Annotated in this window: 21 protein-coding genes and 4 pseudogenes; 10 read left to right on the top strand and 15 right to left on the bottom strand. The window is 63.3% G+C overall.

All coding sequences use genetic code 11. From position 1 onward, the window contains the following. The 4 genes and pseudogenes from Y708_RS30490 to Y708_RS0115500 all read left to right on the top strand — a co-directional run. Positions 1–360: pseudogene (locus tag Y708_RS30490) on the top strand (translation initiation factor IF-2); the annotation flags it as partial. Positions 361–474: 114 nt separating this feature from the next. Next, on the top strand, positions 475–669 hold the full coding sequence (gene rpmI / locus Y708_RS0115510; protein ID WP_028280627.1) for a 50S ribosomal protein L35: 195 nt from the start codon (positions 475–477) through the stop codon (positions 667–669). A gap of 94 nt (positions 670–763) precedes the next feature. Then, on the top strand, positions 764–1,207 hold the full coding sequence (gene rplT, locus Y708_RS25575; protein WP_035776585.1) for a 50S ribosomal protein L20: 444 nt from the start codon (positions 764–766) through the stop codon (positions 1,205–1,207). 36 nt (positions 1,208–1,243) lie between these two features. Beyond that, positions 1,244–2,140 (top strand): TrmH family RNA methyltransferase, encoded by an 897-nt coding sequence (locus Y708_RS0115500; RefSeq protein WP_028280626.1) that lies wholly within the window; start codon positions 1,244–1,246, stop codon positions 2,138–2,140. Between the two features lie 6 nt (positions 2,141–2,146). Here the strand turns inward: Y708_RS0115500 and Y708_RS0115495 are convergent, their stop codons facing one another. Next, a complete protein-coding gene (locus tag Y708_RS0115495; protein ID WP_028280625.1) occupies positions 2,147–3,358 on the bottom strand; it encodes an MFS transporter in 1,212 nt (403 codons plus the stop codon). Between the two features lie 213 nt (positions 3,359–3,571). Here Y708_RS0115495 and Y708_RS0115485 point away from each other — a divergent pair, with 213 nt between their 5' ends. Together Y708_RS0115485 and Y708_RS0115480 are read left to right on the top strand one after the other, a co-directional pair. Further along, entirely contained in the window at positions 3,572–3,985 is a 414-nt protein-coding gene (locus tag Y708_RS0115485; protein ID WP_028280623.1) for a DUF6855 family protein, read from the top strand. 41 nt (positions 3,986–4,026) lie between these two features. Beyond that, positions 4,027–4,464, top strand: a complete 438-nt coding sequence (locus Y708_RS0115480; protein WP_035776593.1) for a (deoxy)nucleoside triphosphate pyrophosphohydrolase — start codon at positions 4,027–4,029, stop codon at positions 4,462–4,464. Here the strand turns inward: Y708_RS0115480 and Y708_RS28545 are convergent. Next, positions 4,461–5,259: pseudogene (locus Y708_RS28545) on the bottom strand (radical SAM protein); the annotation flags it as partial. The gene Y708_RS0115480 and the pseudogene Y708_RS28545 sit on opposite strands and share 4 nt — an antisense overlap. Before the next feature lie 197 nt (positions 5,260–5,456). After that, a pseudogene (locus tag Y708_RS30485) lies at positions 5,457–5,675 on the bottom strand (radical SAM protein); the annotation flags it as partial. Positions 5,676–5,774: 99 nt separating this feature from the next. Between Y708_RS30485 and pcp the strand changes: the two are divergent. Beyond that, positions 5,775–6,416 carry a pyroglutamyl-peptidase I gene (gene pcp / locus Y708_RS0115470; protein WP_028280621.1) on the top strand — a complete coding sequence of 214 codons (642 nt, stop codon included), beginning with the start codon at positions 5,775–5,777 and terminating at the stop codon, positions 6,414–6,416. Positions 6,417–6,487: 71 nt separating this feature from the next. Here the strand turns inward: pcp and Y708_RS25565 are convergent, their stop codons facing one another. The 7 genes and pseudogenes from Y708_RS25565 to Y708_RS0115435 all read right to left on the bottom strand — a co-directional run bounded on the left by Y708_RS25565 (position 6,488) and on the right by Y708_RS0115435 (position 10,456). After that, positions 6,488–6,895, bottom strand: coding sequence for a TfoX/Sxy family protein (locus Y708_RS25565; RefSeq protein WP_081746876.1), 408 nt, complete (start codon positions 6,893–6,895; stop codon positions 6,488–6,490). A gap of 8 nt (positions 6,896–6,903) precedes the next feature. Beyond that, complete coding sequence (locus Y708_RS0115460; protein WP_035776582.1) at positions 6,904–7,263, bottom strand: nuclear transport factor 2 family protein; 360 nt, start codon at positions 7,261–7,263, stop codon at positions 6,904–6,906. A gap of 49 nt (positions 7,264–7,312) precedes the next feature. Further along, positions 7,313–7,768, bottom strand: a complete 456-nt coding sequence (locus Y708_RS0115455; RefSeq protein WP_028280619.1) for an SRPBCC family protein — start codon at positions 7,766–7,768, stop codon at positions 7,313–7,315. After that, the gene (locus Y708_RS0115450) at positions 7,761–8,099 is read right to left on the bottom strand and encodes an ArsR/SmtB family transcription factor (protein WP_028280618.1); all 339 of its coding nucleotides are present in this window, start codon (positions 8,097–8,099) and stop codon (positions 7,761–7,763) included. Before Y708_RS0115450 ends, Y708_RS0115455 begins: the two co-directional genes overlap by 8 nt. Before the next feature lie 236 nt (positions 8,100–8,335). Further along, positions 8,336–8,603: pseudogene (locus Y708_RS25560) on the bottom strand (GNAT family N-acetyltransferase); the annotation flags it as partial. 241 nt (positions 8,604–8,844) lie between these two features. Next, positions 8,845–9,150, bottom strand: a complete 306-nt coding sequence (locus Y708_RS31135) for a GNAT family N-acetyltransferase (protein WP_253905843.1) — start codon at positions 9,148–9,150, stop codon at positions 8,845–8,847. Positions 9,151–9,205: 55 nt separating this feature from the next. Beyond that, positions 9,206–10,456, bottom strand: a complete 1,251-nt coding sequence (locus Y708_RS0115435; RefSeq protein ID WP_051479052.1) for an MFS transporter — start codon at positions 10,454–10,456, stop codon at positions 9,206–9,208. 75 nt (positions 10,457–10,531) lie between these two features. On the opposite strand from Y708_RS0115435, the gene Y708_RS0115430 reads away from it, so the two are divergent. Beyond that, the gene (locus tag Y708_RS0115430; RefSeq protein WP_028280616.1) at positions 10,532–11,074 is read left to right on the top strand and encodes an ArsR/SmtB family transcription factor; all 543 of its coding nucleotides are present in this window, start codon (positions 10,532–10,534) and stop codon (positions 11,072–11,074) included. On the opposite strand, the gene Y708_RS0115425 is transcribed toward Y708_RS0115430, so the two are convergent. The 4 genes from Y708_RS0115425 to Y708_RS0115410 form a co-directional block, all read right to left on the bottom strand. Continuing rightward, positions 11,071–11,502 (bottom strand): type II toxin-antitoxin system VapC family toxin, encoded by a 432-nt coding sequence (locus Y708_RS0115425; RefSeq protein ID WP_028280615.1) that lies wholly within the window; start codon positions 11,500–11,502, stop codon positions 11,071–11,073. The two genes, Y708_RS0115430 and Y708_RS0115425, sit on opposite strands and share 4 nt — an antisense overlap. Then, on the bottom strand, positions 11,499–11,816 hold the full coding sequence (locus Y708_RS0115420; protein ID WP_216699812.1) for a FitA-like ribbon-helix-helix domain-containing protein: 318 nt from the start codon (positions 11,814–11,816) through the stop codon (positions 11,499–11,501). Before Y708_RS0115420 ends, Y708_RS0115425 begins: the two co-directional genes overlap by 4 nt. Positions 11,817–11,894: 78 nt before the next feature. Beyond that, on the bottom strand, positions 11,895–12,515 hold the full coding sequence (locus tag Y708_RS25550) for an SIMPL domain-containing protein (protein ID WP_051479051.1): 621 nt from the start codon (positions 12,513–12,515) through the stop codon (positions 11,895–11,897). After that, entirely contained in the window at positions 12,512–12,946 is a 435-nt protein-coding gene (locus tag Y708_RS0115410) for a hypothetical protein (RefSeq protein ID WP_028280613.1), read from the bottom strand. Before Y708_RS0115410 ends, Y708_RS25550 begins: the two co-directional genes overlap by 4 nt. A 130-nt stretch (positions 12,947–13,076) precedes the next feature. On the opposite strand from Y708_RS0115410, the gene pheS reads away from it, so the two are divergent. Beyond that, a complete protein-coding gene (pheS, locus tag Y708_RS0115405; protein ID WP_028280612.1) occupies positions 13,077–14,162 on the top strand; it encodes a phenylalanine--tRNA ligase subunit alpha in 1,086 nt (361 codons plus the stop codon). Between the two features lie 2 nt (positions 14,163–14,164). After that, on the top strand, positions 14,165–16,705 hold the full coding sequence (gene pheT, locus Y708_RS0115400; RefSeq protein WP_028280611.1) for a phenylalanine--tRNA ligase subunit beta: 2,541 nt from the start codon (positions 14,165–14,167) through the stop codon (positions 16,703–16,705). Between the two features lie 114 nt (positions 16,706–16,819). Here pheT and Y708_RS25545 read toward each other — a convergent pair. Beyond that, on the bottom strand, positions 16,820–17,720 hold a 901-nt coding region (locus Y708_RS25545), incomplete at its 5' end, for a quinone oxidoreductase family protein (RefSeq protein ID WP_081746875.1).

Raw genomic sequence — 17,720 nt, 5'->3', positions numbered from 1 at the left:
GTTGAGGAGCCGGCGGCACAGCCCGCATCTACGGTTGCACCCGCCGAAGCCAAACCTGCGGGGGGCGAAGACAAGGCAGCCGGGAGCAAGCCAGCGGCAACCAAGCCTGCCGCAGCGAGTAAACCCGCAGCGGCGGCGAAACCTGCCGTTGCAAGCAAGCCCGCGGCCACCGAAGCGGCACCGAAGGCTGCCGTTGCACCAAAGCCGGCGGCCGTACCCAAGCCATCGGGTGTGCCCAAGCCGTCGGGCACCCCGAAACCCACGGGTACACCAAAGCCAGCCGGAACAACAAAACCAGCCGGCAAAGCCGCTCCTTCCAAGAGCGCGCCAACCCGGTCAAAGCCGGAAAGCTCCGACTAGGAGCACTGCTCCAACAGGGCAGTTCCAGCACCCACGTAATCCCCGCAGCCTGCTGCGGATACCGCAATATACCGCTGGCAAAACGTCAGCGGAAACCAAAGGAGATCGGTTCCCATGCCGAAGATGAAGACCCACAGTGGAGCCAAGAAGCGCTTCAAGCTGACCGGCAGCGGCAAGCTCAAGCGTCAGCAGGCCAACCGTCGTCACTACCTGGAGCACAAGTCCTCCACGCTGACGCGCCGTCTGGCGGGCGACAAGATCGTTTCCAAGGCCGACACCAGGGCCATCAAAAAGATGCTCGGCGTCTAATCCACTCATCAACCCACCCGGTGACGGAGATCCGCTGCGGCGGAACCGCGGCTGAACGCCGATACACCGGGAGATCTACAAAAGGAGTACGCACGTGGCACGTGTGAAGCGGGCGGTCAACGCCCACAAGAAGCGTCGGGTAATTCTGGAACGCGCAAAAGGCTACCGTGGACAGCGTTCGCGCCTGTACCGCAAGGCTAAGGAGCAGCTGCTCCACTCGTTTGTCTACAGCTACGGCGACCGCCGCAAGCGCAAGGGTGATTTCCGCCGCCTGTGGATCCAGCGCATCAACGCTGCATCCCGCGCCAACGGTCTCACCTACAATCGCTTGATCCAGGGTCTGAAGGCCGCTGAGATCGAGGTTGACCGCCGCATGCTGGCCGAACTGGCTGTCACCGACGCCAACGCCTTCTCTGCGCTTGTGCAGATCGCCAAGGACTCACTTCCCGCGGACACTTCGGCGCCGGTTGTGGCCGAGGAGAAGACCGTGAAGGCACCAAAAAAGGCAGCCAAGCCCAAGGCCGAAGCCAAGGCTTAGTCGCTTGTCCGGCACTGCCGGCAGCTGGCTGAATATATGAGCGCCACCGGACGCCCCCAGACACCAGCAATGACCAATCCCCGAGCTGATCGGGTGAGGGACGTTGCGAAGCTCGCGGGGCGTCCTGTGCGTTTAAGGCAGAACCGCTTTCTGGCCGAAGGGCCCCAGGCTGCCCGGGAGGCCCTCCGGCTGCATCTGGCCAGGGTGCGCGGCGGCGGCCCGGGGGTGATCGAGGAACTTTTTGCAACGGGGGAGTGCGTTGAGCGCTACCCGGAGCTTGCGGAAGGGATCCAACCCCGGCTCGTCACCCACGAGGTTCTGGCCGCCATGTCGTCCACGGTGACCCCGCAGGGCGTCATCGCAGTCTGCGCCAACATCGATGTGTCACTTGACCACGTGCTGGAATCCCGCCCCCGGCTGATCGCCGTGATGGTCGAAGTCCGGGATCCGGGCAACGCGGGAACAATCCTCAGGGCAGCCGACGCCGCGGGCGCGGATGCCGTCATCTTCACTGCCTCCAGTGTGGACATCTACAATCCCAAGGCAGTGCGTTCCACTGCGGGCTCCCTCTTCCATCTCCCGGTGGTGCACGGGGTCGCCTTGGATGAGCTGATGCCGCGGCTGCGCGCCGCGCAGATCGCAGTCCTTGCTGCAGATGGCTACGGCGACGTCGACCTTGACTCCCTGCAGGACCAAAGCGCACGACGGCGGCTGGTTACGTCATCGTCCGATTCAACCGGGGACAATGCCGCGCTGCTTGAGGCGCCCACAGCCTGGCTCTTCGGCAACGAGGCTCAGGGCCTGGCCCCCGACGTGGTCGAATCGGCGGACCACCGGGTGGCCGTGCCGATTTACGGTCAGGCCGAGAGCCTTAACGTAGGCACCGCCGCAACGGTGTGCCTCTATGCGTCCGCAAGGGCTCAGCGCACGTAAGTGATGTCAGGCCGCTACCGTCTCCGAAGGTGATGACGGCTTGACCCGGTCCATCCGGCCGCTCAGCAGGGCAACGCCAAGACCAAAGACTGCCAGTACGGAGCCGACCAAGGCTGGAGCAGTGTAGCCCCAGCCAAAGGCAATCACAGCTCCGCCAAGGAATGCCCCCAAAGCGTTTGCCGTGTTCAGGGCCGCATGATTCATGGAGGAGGCAAGCGATGGAGCATCCGGAGAGACGTCCATCAGCCGGATCTGCAGGGACGGGATCAGCATGGACCCGATCGAGCCCACCAGGAACACGAAGAGAAGTGCGGTGGGGGCCCATTGCACCGCGACCGTAAAAACCAGCAGGCTCAGTGCCACGGCGCCCATCACCCAGTAGATGGTTCCCATGACCGAAATATCGGCGAGCCGGCCCCCCACGATATTCCCGGCAACCATGCCGAGACCGTAGAGGGCAACAACCACCGGCAACAGGGATTCGGACAGGCCGGCGACTTCAGTCATGGTCGGCGAAATATAGGTGTACACAGCGAAGAAGCCACCAAAGCCGACTGTGCCAATGAGCAGTGTCATCCACACCTGAGGGCGTTTCAGCGCACCAAGCTCGCGGCGAATGCTCGCGTCCTGACGGACCTGCTGATGGGGAACATAGCGCAGGATCATCAGCACCGTCACAATTCCGATAGCGCCGACCAGCAGGAACATTGTCCGCCAGCCAAATTCCTGCCCCAGCCAGGTGGCAAACGGCACACCAACCACATTGGCGATACTGAGTCCCATCATCACCATCGACACCGCTTGGGCTCGGCGGGTGGGAGCAGACAACGATGCCGCGATGACTGCGGCCACCCCAAAGAACGCGCCGTGCGGCAACCCGGAGATGAAGCGGGAGAGCAGGAGGAACCCATACTCGGTGGCGATGTAGGAGGAAAGGTTGCCAAGGGTGAAGAGGACCATCAAGCCCACCGCCACCTGCTTATGGGGCAGCCTGGCGCTGAGCGCTGCGAGCAGCGGTGCGCCGATCACCACGCCAATAGCGTAGGCGGAAATGACGTGCCCGCCGGCGGGCACGTCGATGTTCAGCTCGGTCACCATGTCCTGGAGCAGACCCATAATGGCGAACTCGGTGGTGCCGATGCCGAAGCCGCCCATTGCCAGGGCGATGATGGCGTACCTCAACTGTCTGGTGATGAGTTGGGGTCTGGTGCTGGTCAAGAGCGCTCGATTCGGCGTCGGAGTTATGTAGTTGGCAACGCGTGGACGCCGTTGTCTATTTCAACTGTAGTGCCGCACAGGTACTCGGAGCCGGCTGCCCTCATGGCGCCATCCAGCGTCTGGGACAGGTCGGGTCCGCGTCTGTCCGCCTTCCCCGGTAGCCGGCTGCAGACTAAAGTGAGCAGCAGGCAAATCGTGAAAGTGAGAAAAATCATGGCTGGCGGCACCAAGGACGATCCGTGGATTCGGACCACAGCTCCCGGATCAGCTCAATACACCATGTACCAGGACGACGCGGCAAACCCGCCGGCCCTTGTTTGCCAGGTCGGATCGACCACATTGAGATACCACATCCAGGCAATCGATGATCTTTATGAGTGGCTTCAGGCACAAGGTGATTGGGTTCCGCTCGGCGCGGCCGACGAAAGCAAGGATGCGGCGGCCGGCACGGTCGAGGCCTGGGGCCGGGCGCCGGAAAACCCGGTGTCCGGGTGGTACGGGCTCCGGAAGGGATACAGGGGCCGGTTCGGCATGTACCTGCCTCCCCTCCTCGAAGAGCTGGGCCTCGCGGAATTGACCCATGAGAAGCGGAATAATCAGGTACGGGCCATCCCAACACCGCAGTGATCCTCGAACGAGGCTGGACGTTTAGACTTGCTCACGTGGCAGTGAACCCCAACCCCAGACAGATTGTCGGCGCAGCGATTGTGGATTCCCTCGCGCAACCAACGCTCTTGCTGGCTGCCCGCCGGACTGCACCCGAACAGTTCGCGGGAATGTGGGAGTTCCCGGGCGGCAAGGTGGATCCGGGCGAGTCCGATCTTCAGGCCCTGCACCGGGAGCTTCGTGAGGAACTGGGCGTTGACGTGCGCCTGGGCAGCGAGATCGAGGCGCCGACGGAGAACGGTTGGCCACTCAATGAACATGCGGTCATGCGGGTCTGGGTTGCCGAAGTCAGCCAGGGGACTCCGGCGGCGCTCCAAGACCATGATCTGTTGCGGTGGATGCCGCTGGAGGATGCCACCCAGCTGGGTGAACTCGGCTGGATCCCTGCGGACCGGCCAATCCTGGACGCACTGCTTCAGGCCCTCACTGTCCGACGCTAGAACAACGCGGGTTCCGCCGCCACTGCGCCGTTGCCCGGAGCCGCACCACCGTTCGGTTTCATCTCGCGGAAGAACCTTGCGCCGGAGCTGACGCCGTGGTTGTTCCGGTGGTAGCGGATGCAGCCGGATAGCCAGGTGCTGTAGTCCTTGGATGCATAGGGGCCATTCCGGTACAGGCGGCGGTAGCGGCCCACCAGTGCAGGGTGATGTGCCGCCAACCATTCCATGAACCATTCGCGGGCTCCCGGCCGCAGGTGCAGTGCGCCTGCTGAAACACCCGTTGCCCCGGCTTTGGCCAGTGCGCCGAACAGCGCGTCCAGGGCTTCATCGCTGTCGGTGAGCCAGGACAGGATGGGCATGGCCATCACGCCGCACGGCAGACCCGCTTCCCGCAACCGGCTGATGAGTTCAAGGCGAGCTTTGGGAGCCGGAATGCCAGGCTCCACGCGGTGGGCAAGCTCCGGATCCAGGATGGCCAGTGAATGCCCATCCCCACCTGGACGCTTCCTTGAGCACCGGGATGTCCCTCGCGAGCAGCGTGCCGTTGGTCAAGATGGAGAATGGTGTTCCGGTGTCCGCCAGCGCCGCGATAATGTCCGGCATGAGCTTGTAGCGGCTCTCCGCGCGTTGGTAAGGGTCAGTGTTAGTGCCAAGCGCTACCGGATGCCGGCTCCACGAAGGTCGCGCCAGCTCTCGTCGAAGAACGTCGGCCACGTTCACTTTGACGACAATCTGGCTATCGAAGTCCTCGCCCGCGTTGAAGTCGAGATAGTTGTGAGTCGGTCGGGCGAAGCAATTGTGACTAATCACGCCGTTGGCGATAAAGTCGCCCGTTCCGGTTGTGATGTCAATCATGTCTTCTTCGAGGCCGAGATCTTCGACCATGGCGTGGATCTCCGTGCCCATGATCTCGTCACCCACACGCACAGTACGCAGCGGTTGCTGGCGGCCATCGGCCATCAGAATCAAGGTGTCGGGGTGCAGGCAATCGCGCAAGCATGAGAACAGCCACTGTGCGGGTTGATCGTCCAGCCGAACGGCATCGCCGATTGGCCAGATACCCGGTTGAGCGCGGACTTCGCGAGCACCTTGTGAAAGGTGATGCCGACAAACTCCGGTGTCTGAACGCTGCGCGCCAGAGTGCTGAGCCTGGCGAGCCCGGGGATCGCGGACGACGACTCTTCTTCAAGCAGTTGACCGTTCCATTGCATACTTCTAGTAGAACATGTATTCGACTAAATTGCTGGGAGTAAGTATTCAGGAGGGAGCTGTGCAGTGGTTAATCTACGCAACTCCACTAGGCTGGAGACATGATTCTCCTGACCGGATTCGAACCGTTCGGCGGTGAAACGGTCAACCCTTCCTGGCTTGCCGTTCGCCAGACTGCAGACAAACTGAACGCCGAAGGGGTGCCGGCCACCGCCGTCGAACTTCCCTGTGTCTTTCACGAAAGCATTGAAACCCTGCGCCGGGCGATTGCCGACCATGGGCCGGAACTGGTGCTGTGCGTGGGACAAGCCGGGGGCCGTGACGGGGTGTCCCTGGAGCGCATCGCGATCAATATCGATGACGCTCGCATTCCCGATAACAAGGGTAATCAGCCCATAGATTCATCGGTTAGTGCCGGTGGCCCAGCAGCCTACTTCAGCACACTGCCCATCAAACAGTGCCTCGGGGACATTGGTGGCGCAGGGATTCCTGCAATGGTGTCCCAGACTGCCGGAACCTACGTTTGCAACCACGTCTTCTACGGGCTAATGGATCTGCTGGCTACCCAGAACGACGGCGCCCGCGGCGGCTTCATCCACGTTCCGTTCTCCACCGAACAGGCAAGCGTACACAACGCGCCGGGCATGGAGGTGGCTGACATGGCCTCGGCGCTCAGGATCATCGCGCTTACCAGTCAGGCAACGACGTCGGACCTTCGCCTTCCGGCGGGTGCTGAGCATTGACTCGCTGATTTAGTGGCAGTATCACGTAGGTCAGCGCCTGATCGCCATCTGCTTTGCGCAGGCGGGTCCGGTCAGGGTGAATAATCCGTGTGATCCCGAGGCGACGCCGCATCTCGGTCCTGACGATCGACACATTCCTCATGCCTGGCAACGCCGGGATTGTCATCGAGTGCGGACCTGACCCAGAAGGCGAACCGCTGCTGCTCGACGATCGAGTTGGCTGCGATGTTGATCCACCCCGGACCCATAGTGCGTCCCGCTCCCATCTCAGCGCGGGTTGCTCCAGGTTCTTTCAACAGCGCAGGGTCTCGTGCGGCAGCGACGCGGACCAGGAGGTCTCCGCCCTTGAGCGCACTGACAACGATCTTTTCGTTCACCATGAATGACCGGCCACCGAACATCGCCACCTCGCGGGTTGTCGGCTCGACTGCCAGGGCCGTGCGGACACGTTCGACCAATTGTCTTTGCGAGGGATCCATCGTTGCACTCACTCGGTGCCGGATGGGGCATAGGAGAGCCGGTCGAAGATCAGCACGTTCTCGATGATCAGACCGTCACGTACCGTGAAGCATTCAGCGGCGGGTGCGGTGGTCGTCGTCGTAGTTTGCGGGTAATAAAAGAGCGCGATGCGTTCGCCGTCCTCGAAGATCGCGATCTCCGGCACCCCGGTCAGGGAGGGAGCGAAGCCCGCGAGGTAGTGAGCGTAGGCGTCTTTGCCGACAAGATCGGCGCCGGGTGTCCTGCAGACGATGTCGTCGGATACCAGCGTCATGGCGGTCTCGATGTCCCCGCGTGTCCACGCGTGGTGGAAGTCGCGGACTGCTTGGGTGGTTGTGTGCTGGGTCATTGTGTTCCCTTTCCTCACCATAGGTTTTTCATCTGGGTACGTGGCAGTTTCATCCGGTCATGTCGCCGCGACGGTCGGGGAGGGGCCGCCAATCATCAGGTCCGGCGTGTCCGGCGACGACGGCAGTTCCCAAACGGAGGATGAAGTGGCTCCAGCCGTCCGCGTGGCCTATCTGCTCGGTCTGCGGAAGACCGGAATGAACAAGATCGACGCGGGTACCTTCAGCCACCGGGGTGAGGGTGAACTCCACGGTCGATGCTCCTGGTGGAAGAACGTCACTTCCAACCATTCCCCACGTAAGAACTACGCGGCGGGGCCGATCGATCTCCACGAAGTGCCCTCGAATGGCGTGTCCGGCTATGTCGACGGCGAACTGCCCGTCCGGCCGGGGGTCCAGCGCCGCCCGCTGACCCATCCACGCCGTCATGCCGTCCTCGGTGACCAAGTAGTCGAAGACCGTCTCTGGCAGGGCGTTGACCTCGATGGACGTAGTGTAGTCAGGCATTTCGGTCGCCATCATTTTCGACAGCAGCCTTCAACGAGGCGAGCTTGCCCGGCCAGAAGTCGTCGAGATACCGGTGCACGGCCGTGATCCCGTCGGTGTTGATTGCGAAGAGGTGGCGTGTGCCTTCGCGGGTGCCAGCCGCCAGGTGAGCTTTCCGCAGTACCCCGAGGTGGTGCGACGTGGTCTGCTGGGATAGCCCGACGCCTTTGGCCACAACACTCACCGGACGCGGTCCGTCCTGTAGCACTTTCAGGATCGCCCGGCGGTTACCGTCTGCGAGTGCGCGCAGCGCCGTGTCGAGATCCGCATCGTCCGCGGGTTCAGCACTCATGCGTTTGTGCTCCTGACGTCCGTCCAGTGAACTCAACCTATCCACAAACTGCTGTTTGTACAAGCAGTAATGTGTTTAACGGGTGGTGGGTTGCCTCCTGCGTGGTGCACCCGCCAGCTGATCGGCTCTGCCAGGGATTGATGCCCAGCTACCGGCTCGTCTCGCCCAGCGCCTGATGTTCCGTAGCGATCACTTACCTGAACTGCGGCATTTCCAGTGCGGGAAGCTGTGAACCTTCAGAGAGTGAGCTTCAGCCCTTCGTGGGAGGCCACGAAACCCAACCTGGCATAGAACCGGTGGGCGTCAGTCCGCGATTTTATCCGTGCTGAGCTGAACGGCCGCACACTCCCGCCGTCGGGCTTCCGCGATCGCCCACGTGGTCATGGCAGTTCCCAGTCCCGCGCCCCGGTACCGGGATGAGACGCGCACCGCCTCGATCTGCGCGCGCAACGATCCGCGGCGTGACAGGCCGGGCAGAAAGCTGAGCTGCAACGTGCCGACGACGGCCGTGGCCGGTCGTGCTCCGGCGGCTATGTGCAATCAAAGCGTCTAGCCGGCGCAGCATGGCCACCCGGGGCCACTGATCCAGGCCGATGGCCGCCTCATGCTCGCGGATACGGCGCAGCCCCGCCGGCAGCTCATAATGTGCGACGACGGCGAATCCAAGCCGTGTGTAATAAGGGGCGTTCCACGGCACGCCGGTAAAGGTCGTCAGGGTCAGTGCTCGCAGGCTGTCCTGCTGTGCTCAGGTGGCCACCGTATCGATGAGCGCGCGCCCCACGCCCCGCCGCCCATAGTCCGGATGCACTGAAACCTGCTCGATGTGGGCGTTGCCATCCACAAAGTCGGCCAGGATGTAGGCGACGGCGCGGTCCTGGTCATCCGTAGCCACCCATGCCCTGCCAGCGCGCTGATAGTCGAGCAGGTCGGAAATCGGCAGCGGTTCGTCGTCGGCGATGGCGTCCATCCCGATATCGCGGAACACCGCGCCGGCCGCGCGCTCAATAGCCGGGAGGAAGATGAGGTCGTCGATGTGGGCGGTGCGAATCATGGGTCCATTAAAGCGGGAAGCTTGCGCCCCTGCTTGACGGCTCGGTCAGGTCAACTCAGGATTCGACGTCGGCAGCGTCAATGGCCTTGTCCGTCAGGATGGGCATCAAGCCGAGCAGTGCCAGTGTCAGCACGCCCATGATGCCGAACATGATCTGCAGGCCCAGCCATTGTGCCAGCAGACCGCCGGCTGCGGCTCCGAGCGGCATGGTGCCCCAGGCCAGCAGGCGGTAAGCGCTGTTAACCCTGCCCAGCAGGCGGTTGGGTGCAATGCGCTGGCGCAGCGAAACGGTGATGACGTTCCACAGCACAATCAGCGCACCACCCACGAAGAAGACCGTGCCGAGGATGTACGGGTTGTCGGTCAGCGCCGGCGCACCCACGAACAGGGCACCCCCAACCATTGTGAGCGCCAGCGACTTTGACCGACCCAGGGTGCGCTCCGCCCATTCGGAGATGAAGGAGCCCAGGAGGGCGCCGGCTGCCGCGGTCGTCAAAAGTACTCCGAATCCCACCTCGGACAGTTTCATTGCCGACGCCGGCCCCACCGCAAACAGGACGAAGACGGCAAACGCCGCACTCGAGGCGAAGTTGAACACGCCGGTCATCACTGCAAGAGTGCGCAGAATCTTCTGGCTCCAGAGAAACCGCAAACCTTCAGCAATGTCGAATCGCAGCGTGGTTTTCTGCTCCCGCTCAATCCGGAAAGGCCCTGGAACCAGAATCAGGGCACCGACGGCCACCAGCCACAGCGCCGCCGGCACTCCAAAACCAGCGACAACGCCGATAGCCACCAGCAGCCCGCCCAGCGGTGGGCCAATGAATTGGTTGGTGGTGAGCTCGACGGCGTAGAGCCGGCCGTTGGCGCGCGAAAGCTGATCCCGGTTCACCACCTGCGGCATGATCGACTGTGCGGAGGTGTCATACAGCGTTTCGGCCACGCCCACCATCAGTGCAACAACATACAAGGCCCAGATGGAGCCGAGATCGAGCAGGATCACGGCAACCAACAGGGCGGGCAGCACCGCACGGCTGAGGTTGGCCGCCAGCATCAGCTTTCGCCGGTCCAGCCGGTCGGCCAATGCGCCGGCAGTCAGCGCGAAAAGGAGCCAGGGGAGGGTCGCCGCGAAGGACAGGCCGGCAATGAGGGTTGGCGACTGGGTGAACTGGATGGCCAGCAGCGGTAGGGCGATCTTGAAGACGCCATCGGCGAGGTTGGATACTCCCGAGGAGGTCCACAGCTTCCAGTACGACGCTCCCAACGGCCGGCGAACCCGTTCTGCTACCTGCGTCGCGTCTGCAGTCATGTGTGAACCCTCCCATATCAATTGAGAAAATTCAAGGTGGTTGAAGAATCTACATTGATGCGTAGGATTGGTTGTATGACGGCAGAGGAACAGAGCAGTACGGAAGTAAAAAAGCCAGCCGCGAGTGCCCAGGAGATCAAGGCGCTGGCGCATCCGTTGCGCTTGAGGATCCTCCGTCTCTGCGGACTCCATGAACTGACCAATAAGCAGCTTGCAGACCGGCTGGATCAGGACCCGGGGACAGTGCTTTACCACGTGCGCCAATTGCTCTCCACCGGCTTCCTTGAACCCGCTGAAGTCCGCACCGGTGAGAGCGGTGCGCTCGAAAAGCCGTACCGCTCAACCGGGCGGTCCTGGAGCCTGGATACAGCACTGGACAAGGCAGGTCCGGGTGGTCCGCTTGCGCCGGTCGAGGCGTTTCGCGAAGAGCTCAGGGAAGCCGGGCCGGACGCGCTCGCCAATCTCTCACGCTTTGTTGTGCATCTGTCCCCGGACGACGTCGAAGACCTGACCACGCGCATCTACCAGGTGCTGAGCGAATACACGGACAGCGACAAACAGCGCCCGGACCAGCCCGCCTACGGCGGCATCTTTGTCCTTCATCGATCATTGGACTAGGTCGCTAGCCCAGCATCCCAAGGATTGACCAGCTGTAGGCCAGTACCGGTGAAATCTGCGATATTCCTTGTAGCCAAAACTGAATTGTGCTGGCGGCAGACCGCTGCTAGCTGCGCGTCGAAGACGCTGATCGGGCGGCCGCCGCGCGTCTGCGTCTCCAGGATGTCCGCGCAGTAAACGGAAGGGCCGATATCAAATGCCAGCACGTAGCCAGCGAACGTCTCTGTGAGAAGAGACTCCATGCGGGTTCCAATCTCCTGTTTCCGCCTGCCCTCCGGCAGGAGACCCACGCCAGCCCGAATTTCAGCCGCTGTGAGCGCAGTGATCATCAACTCAGAGGAGTTGTGCGTGTCGACCCATTCGATCACTGTCTGTTCCGGTTGCAGCTTGGCAAGTTCGGACACTACATTCGTGTTCAAAACGATCATGCGCTGAAGTGCGCCGCGCGGGCCGGTTCGTTGGGACGTGGAGTCTCCAGATCAGCTCCGCCAATCTCCGCGAACTGCTCGCGAATGTAGGAGCCGAGCCCTCGCGGTGGTCGCCGTCCGCTCAATGCAGCAGCCAGAAGCAGCCTGGCCTCGGCCTCCATGGAGCGCCCGTGCTCCGCGGCCTGCACACGTAAACGTGCCTTCACATCGTCATCCAAGTCTCGAATCATCAACGTAGCCACCAGCCGCTCCTCAACCCTTACGGTTTTATGCAATGACATCACTGCATGCAGATCGGTGAGCTTCCAGCTCACCGGATCTCCGCGCGCTCGTTCCTCGCCTGGTCGATCACCGGGAGTGGGGCTTATACCGGTTTTCACTGGTGCCTGCTGTCATTCGCCCGCGATTGCCCAGCGCGCGGTGACGGTGCGCGTGATGTCCTGAGTGCCCACTTCGATGGGCATTCCCTGCTCCGCCATAATTTCCATTCGTGCGGCCCGAAGCGGAACCGGATGAGATCCTTCGGAAATCTCCTGCACCCGTCCGAGGGTGCAACCGGACAATTCCGCCCAGCGCAGGGCCCTGGCGTGCGCGTCCTGCCAGGCCCCATCCTGAGCGCGAAGTTCATGCACCGACCGGTCGGAGAACCCGAGGGACATAGAGTCCACCCGCGCATGGTTGCCGCCAGCGGATATCACTGATTCAAGCAGCGAAGAAGCCGTTCTGAGGTCATCGATTGTTACCGACAACCGGTGGGCCGACACGTAGCCTGTCACGGAGACGGACTGCTCCGACCACGTGGTTTCGGCGCGCAACTCGATGCCTCTGACGCTCCGCCGTACGGCAGGGACACCCGCATCATCGACGGCTTGAAGCACCCGCCGTGCTGCCGCGGACGCCTCGCGGTAGGCCTCTGATGCCGATGCGCTGCGCACTTCAACACCGAAGTCGAGGTGCAGCAGATCCGGCGTCGCCTGTACGGACCCCGTTCCCGTAACGGTGATTCCGTTCATGATCCGTCCTTTCCACGGCGCCGGTTCCGCCGCAGCGGTTTCTCCGTGTAGCCGCCGTCGCGCAGGCCTGCCCACCGCTCAAAGATGTTGCGCGATGCGGGATCTCCTGTGCGCAGGATAGACCATCCCGCGCCCAGGAAATACAGCGGTAGGAACGGCAGTCCCAGGCATGCCGCGTACTGGGTGCTGTGACGCGCCTCGTGTGCAATCAACTGTGGACGGATATTTTCCGGAGATGCCCTGAACAGCACCACGTTGCCTACCGTGAAGGCGCTCGCGACGGGGAGCCGGCCCGTGTACTTGAAAGCGAAGGTCAGGCCGTTGCTGCCGCGCCGGACCTCACAGCGCCTGGCGCGCGCGATTCCGAGTCCGCACACGGTTGAGAGGTTGATCCAGTTGAGGATCCTTCTCAAGCGCTCGCGGGCGGTCATGGGGTAAGTCTAGGACGGCAGGCCGCTGGTGGAGCCGGCGCCGTGCATTCGGGGGACCGGTGGGAAGTCATTTAGACTGTCCAAGCCGACACCAACGGCCCTTCAACGAAATCAAGGTAAGTACACACTGATGTCTGAACCCACGCAGCCTGGCGGATCCGCGGATCCGTCCGCCGCCGTCGTACCCCATCCGCTTGACTCCGACGCGGTCAGCCGCACCGTCGACAACGCGCTGGCGGACATCGCTGCAGCCGCGGATCTCGGCGAACTCAAAGGTGCCCGGATTGCGCACACTGGCGAGAAATCACCGCTGAGCCTTGCGAACCGCGGAATCGGAGCCTTGGCGAAGGACGAGAAAGCAGCAGCGGGAAAGAACATCGGCCCGGCGCGCAGCCGGATCAACCAGGCGCTCGCCGCCCGGACCACCGAACTTGAGGCGGAGCGCGACGCGCGCATCCTCGTCGAGGAAGCGGTCGATGTGACGGCGGCACCGCGCCGTCGTCGTGCTGGTGCACGCCATCCTCTGTCCATCCTGCAGGAGCGGGTCAGCGACATCTTCGTAGGGATGGGCTGGGAAATCGCCGAGGGCCCAGAGGTGGAATCCGAGTGGTTCAACTTTGACGCGCTCAACTTCAAACCGGACCACCCCGCACGCGAAATGCAGGATACATTTTTCGTGGAGCCGCCTGAAGCGCACCTCCTCATGCGGACGCACACATCGCCCGTGCAGGTGCGCGCGATGCTTGAGCGCGACCTCCCGCTTTACGTCCTGTGCCCGGGCAAGGTGTTCCGTACCGATGAACTCGACGCCACGCATACCCCGGTGTTCCATCAGTTCGAGGGTCTTGCCATAGACCGGAACCTCAGCATGGCGGACCTGCGGGGAACGCTGGAACACTTCGCGCGCCTGATGTTCGGCGACGACGCCGGAATCAGGCTCCGCCCCAATTACTTCCCCTTCACCGAGCCGTCCGCTGAGCTGGACATCTGGCACCCCGGCGCCAAAGGGGGCCCGCAGTGGATCGAATGGGGCGGCTGCGGCATGGTGCACCCCAACGTGCTGCGCGCCGCAGGCATTGACCCGGAGCAATACTCCGGTTTCGCGTTTGGCATGGGCATTGAACGCACCCTCATGTTCCGCAACGAGGTAGGCGATATGCGCGACATGATCGAGGGCGATGTACGTTTCAGCGAGCACTTCGGGATGGAGATCTAACCGTGCGTATTCCACTTTCCTGGCTGCGCGAGTATGCGCAGGTTCCCCGAGATGCAACCGCCGAAGACGTGATGGCAGAGCTGGTCAAAGTGGGCCTTGAGGAAGAAGCCGTCCACCGGCCCACAGACTCACTGTCCGGTCCCGTTGTGGTGGGGCAGGTGCTCTCAGTTGTCAAGGAACCGCAAAGCAACGGCAAGACCATCAACTGGTGCCAGGTCCGGGTGGTCCCCGCGGGGCAGCCGCAGACCCTATCCGGTGACGGCATCGATCCGTCCGGTGTGCAGGGGGTGGTGTGCGGCGCGCACAACTTCACCGAGGGCGACAAAGTGGTGGTCACCCTCCCCGGATCGATCCTGCCGGGCGACTTCCGGATCGCTGCACGCAAAACCTACGGCCACGTCTCCGCCGGCATGATCGCCTCGGTCAGGGAACTCGGCATCGGCGAAGATCATGACGGCATTCTGGTCCTGTCCACCCTGGGCCTTGATCCGGAGATCGGCTCCGACGCGATGGAGCTGCTGGCGCTGTACGATCAGGCAGCTGAAATCAACGTAACCCCGGACCGCAGCTACTGTTTTTCGATCCGCGGCATTGCCCGCGAGTACGCCCACGCGACCGGAACAAAGTTCACTGACCCGGCGGGCGCCGTCGTCGTTCCCCCTTCCAACGGCGCCGGGTATCCGGTGCGGCTGGAGGATCAGGCACCCGTTTACGGCACACCCGGCTGCGACCGGTTCGTGGCGCGTACGGTGCGCGGCGTTGACGCCGCCCGTCCCACGCCGCCGTGGATGTCAACCCGGCTGCGCCTGGCCGGAATCCGCTCGATCTCGCTCCCGGTCGACATCTCGAATTATGTGATGCTCGAGCTGGGGCAGCCCACCCACTGCTATGACCAGGACAAACTGTCCGGCGACATCGTGGTGAGGCGCGCACACGCCGGCGAAACGCTGAAGACCCTCGACGACAAGGTACGCACCCTCGATCCCGAAGATCTGCTCATCACCGACGGGTCCGGGGGCATCGGCATTGCAGGCGTGATGGGCGGCGCCGACACCGAAGTGTCCGATTCTACGGTGAACGTCCTCGTTGAGGCCGCTCACTTCGACGAGGTGTCGATCGCCCGCTCACGACGCCGCCACAGGCTCCCCTCTGAAGCGTCCAAGCGGTTCGAACGAGGTGTGGACTGGCAGGTTGCGGACGTCGCTGCCCAGCGGGTTGTCGACCTGCTCGTGGAGCTCGCCGGCGGTACCGCCGATCAGACGGGCACCGACGTCGGAACCGCACCGGACGCCGTCGTCATCGATCTCCCTGCAGGCTTCGCAGCCCAGCGGATCGGCATCGACTTCACGGCGGATCAGATCACCGGCACCTTCACCGATCTGGGTGCTGCAGTGGAAGCGCACGACGGCGGCTGGACAGTCACTGCCCCGAGTTGGCGCCACGACCTGGAAACCAAGGAGGATCTCTCCGAGGAAATAGCCCGGCTGGTGGGCTATGACCTGATCCCGTCCCGGCTGCCGGTTGCTCCTCCCGGGCGGGGGCTGTCCAAGTCGCAGCAGCAGCGCCGCAGGGTGCTCCAGGCGTTGGCCGATGCGGGGTTGACCGAGGTATTGTCCTACCCGTTTGTATCTGCGGAGTCCAACAACACCTTCGGTGGAGCCGAAGCGGGGGAACAGGCTTCGGTGAAGCTGGCAAACCCGCTGAGTGCTGAATTCAGTTATCTGCGGCGCTCAGTGCTGCCGGGGTTGATCGAGGTGGCCAAGCGTAACCACTCCCGCGGCTTCCGCGACCTGGCCCTGTACGAGGCCGGGCTCGTGTTCCTTCCGCAGGGCACGCTTGGAACTCCGTCCATTCCTCCGCTGGGCGTCCGTCCGCCGGAAGAGGTGCTGGACGGACTGTACGACGGGCTGCCGGCACAACCACTGACCATAGCGGCAATCTTCACCGGAAACGATTCCCCTGCTGCCGCCAACCATCAGCCACGCGCCTGGGACTGGGCCGACGCACTCGATGCAGTGCGGCTGATGGCCGATGTTGTGGGCGTTGAACTGCTGGTTGAGCAGGGGGACCATCAGGCGTACCATCCGGGCCGAACTGCCCGCGTTTCACTGCGTTCGGGCGAAATCCTCGGTTACGCCGGAGAGCTGCACCCCAAGCTGCTCGCGGCACACGATCTTCCGGCGCGCACGGTTGCCTTGGAGATCAACGCCGACCTGCTCTTCGAAGCGGCCGCCGATGTGATCGTGGCAAAGCACCTGTCCACTTTCCCTGCGACAACGCAGGACGTTGCGCTGGTGGTCGACGGATCACTTCCGGCGGACGCTGTGCTGGCAACACTGCGCGAGGGCGCGGGCGAACTTCTGGAGGATGTGCACCTGTTCGACGTGTACTCCGGCCAGGGTATCGACGACGGGCTGAAGTCCCTGGCATTTGCGCTGCGGTTCAGGGCAATCGACCGCACCTTGACCGCCGACGAGGCAAGCACCGCGAGGGACCACGCGGTCAAGCTGGCCGCGGAGCGTCACGGAGCCGTCCAGCGGTAAGTGGGGCAGGGTCTCCACGCACGCCCCGAGAGGGCGTTTGGTCGACCACCGGTGATCGACCAAGGGCCGCCAGGCCCGCGTGGAGATCCGGTGCCTGGTCGATCACCGAGCGGGTCAGGGGATCAGCAGCAGCTTCCCGGTGGTCTTACGCCCTTCAAGATCCCCGTGTGCACCGGCGGCATCGGCCAGCGCATATCGCGCGCCAATCCGTACCTTCAGGGAACCGTCAAGCACAGCCGAAAAGAGCTCCTCTGAGCGCCAGCGCCGTTCCTGCGCGGTCAACAAATAGTCGGCCAGCTTTGGCCGGGTTATGTGGAGGGATCCGCCGGCATTCAGTCGCTGCAGGTCGAACGCGGGAACCGCACCCGACGCCGCGCCAAACAGCACCAGCGTTCCGCGGGTGCGCAGCGCCTCAAGGGAGCCGTCAAACGTTGCCTTCCCCACGCCGTCGTACACCACATCCGCACCCGTGCCGTCAGTAAGCTCGCGGGTTGCGTCCGCGAACCCGTCATAGCGCAGTACGACGTCGGCACCCGCGTCCCGTGCCAGCATCTCTTTCTCGTCCGTGGAGACGGTGGTGATCACGCGTGCACCCTTGACCTTGAGCAGCTGAATGAGCAACAGCCCCACGCCGCCCGCACCCGCATGAGTCAGTACCGTGTGGCCGGGCTCAACCCGGAACGTCGAGTTGATCAGATAGTGGGCTGTCATGCCCTGCAGGGGGAGCGCGGCAGCGGTTTCGAGGTCGACGCCGGACGGAACCGGGAGGGCTTTTGCGGCGTCAACGAGTGCAAATTCGGCGTAGGTTCCGGATCCCTCAGCGAATGCCACGCGGTCGCCGGGAGCAAATCCCGACGCAGCCGGCCCTGTTGCGACCACTTCACCGGAAGCCTCACCCCCGGGGGTGAAAGGGTAGGTCACTTTATAGGCGCCGCTGCGCTGGTAAGTCTCGATGAAGTTCACGCCGGCGGCCGCAATCCGCACCAGCAGCTGCGTGCCGGTTGGCTGTGGCTGG

The organism is Arthrobacter sp. H5, from assembly GCF_000520595.1.
GTDB lineage: Bacteria > Actinomycetota > Actinomycetes > Actinomycetales > Micrococcaceae > Arthrobacter_D.
This window is presented reverse-complemented; position numbering and strand designations above follow the sequence as displayed.

Excerpts from the sequence above, each read along its gene's own strand:
- rpmI (WP_028280627.1), top strand. The coding sequence starts at position 475 with ATGCCGAAGATGAAGACCCACAGTGGAGCCAAGAAGCGCTTCAAGCTG.
- Y708_RS0115500 (WP_028280626.1), top strand. The coding sequence starts at position 1,244 with ATGAGCGCCACCGGACGCCCCCAGACACCAGCAATGACCAATCCCCGA.
- Y708_RS0115485 (WP_028280623.1), top strand. The coding sequence starts at position 3,572 with ATGGCTGGCGGCACCAAGGACGATCCGTGGATTCGGACCACAGCTCCC.
- pcp (WP_028280621.1), top strand. The coding sequence starts at position 5,775 with ATGATTCTCCTGACCGGATTCGAACCGTTCGGCGGTGAAACGGTCAAC.
- Y708_RS25565 (WP_081746876.1), bottom strand. The coding sequence starts at position 6,895 with ATGGATCCCTCGCAAAGACAATTGGTCGAACGTGTCCGCACGGCCCTG.
- Y708_RS0115460 (WP_035776582.1), bottom strand. The coding sequence starts at position 7,263 with ATGACCCAGCACACAACCACCCAAGCAGTCCGCGACTTCCACCACGCG.
- Y708_RS0115455 (WP_028280619.1), bottom strand. The coding sequence starts at position 7,768 with ATGCCTGACTACACTACGTCCATCGAGGTCAACGCCCTGCCAGAGACG.
- Y708_RS0115450 (WP_028280618.1), bottom strand. The coding sequence starts at position 8,099 with ATGAGTGCTGAACCCGCGGACGATGCGGATCTCGACACGGCGCTGCGC.
- Y708_RS31135 (WP_253905843.1), bottom strand. The coding sequence starts at position 9,150 with ATGATTCGCACCGCCCACATCGACGACCTCATCTTCCTCCCGGCTATT.
- Y708_RS0115435 (WP_051479052.1), bottom strand. The coding sequence starts at position 10,456 with ATGACTGCAGACGCGACGCAGGTAGCAGAACGGGTTCGCCGGCCGTTG.
- Y708_RS0115430 (WP_028280616.1), top strand. The coding sequence starts at position 10,532 with ATGACGGCAGAGGAACAGAGCAGTACGGAAGTAAAAAAGCCAGCCGCG.
- Y708_RS0115425 (WP_028280615.1), bottom strand. The coding sequence starts at position 11,502 with ATGATCGTTTTGAACACGAATGTAGTGTCCGAACTTGCCAAGCTGCAA.
- Y708_RS25550 (WP_051479051.1), bottom strand. The coding sequence starts at position 12,515 with ATGAACGGAATCACCGTTACGGGAACGGGGTCCGTACAGGCGACGCCG.
- Y708_RS0115410 (WP_028280613.1), bottom strand. The coding sequence starts at position 12,946 with ATGACCGCCCGCGAGCGCTTGAGAAGGATCCTCAACTGGATCAACCTC.
- pheS (WP_028280612.1), top strand. The coding sequence starts at position 13,077 with ATGTCTGAACCCACGCAGCCTGGCGGATCCGCGGATCCGTCCGCCGCC.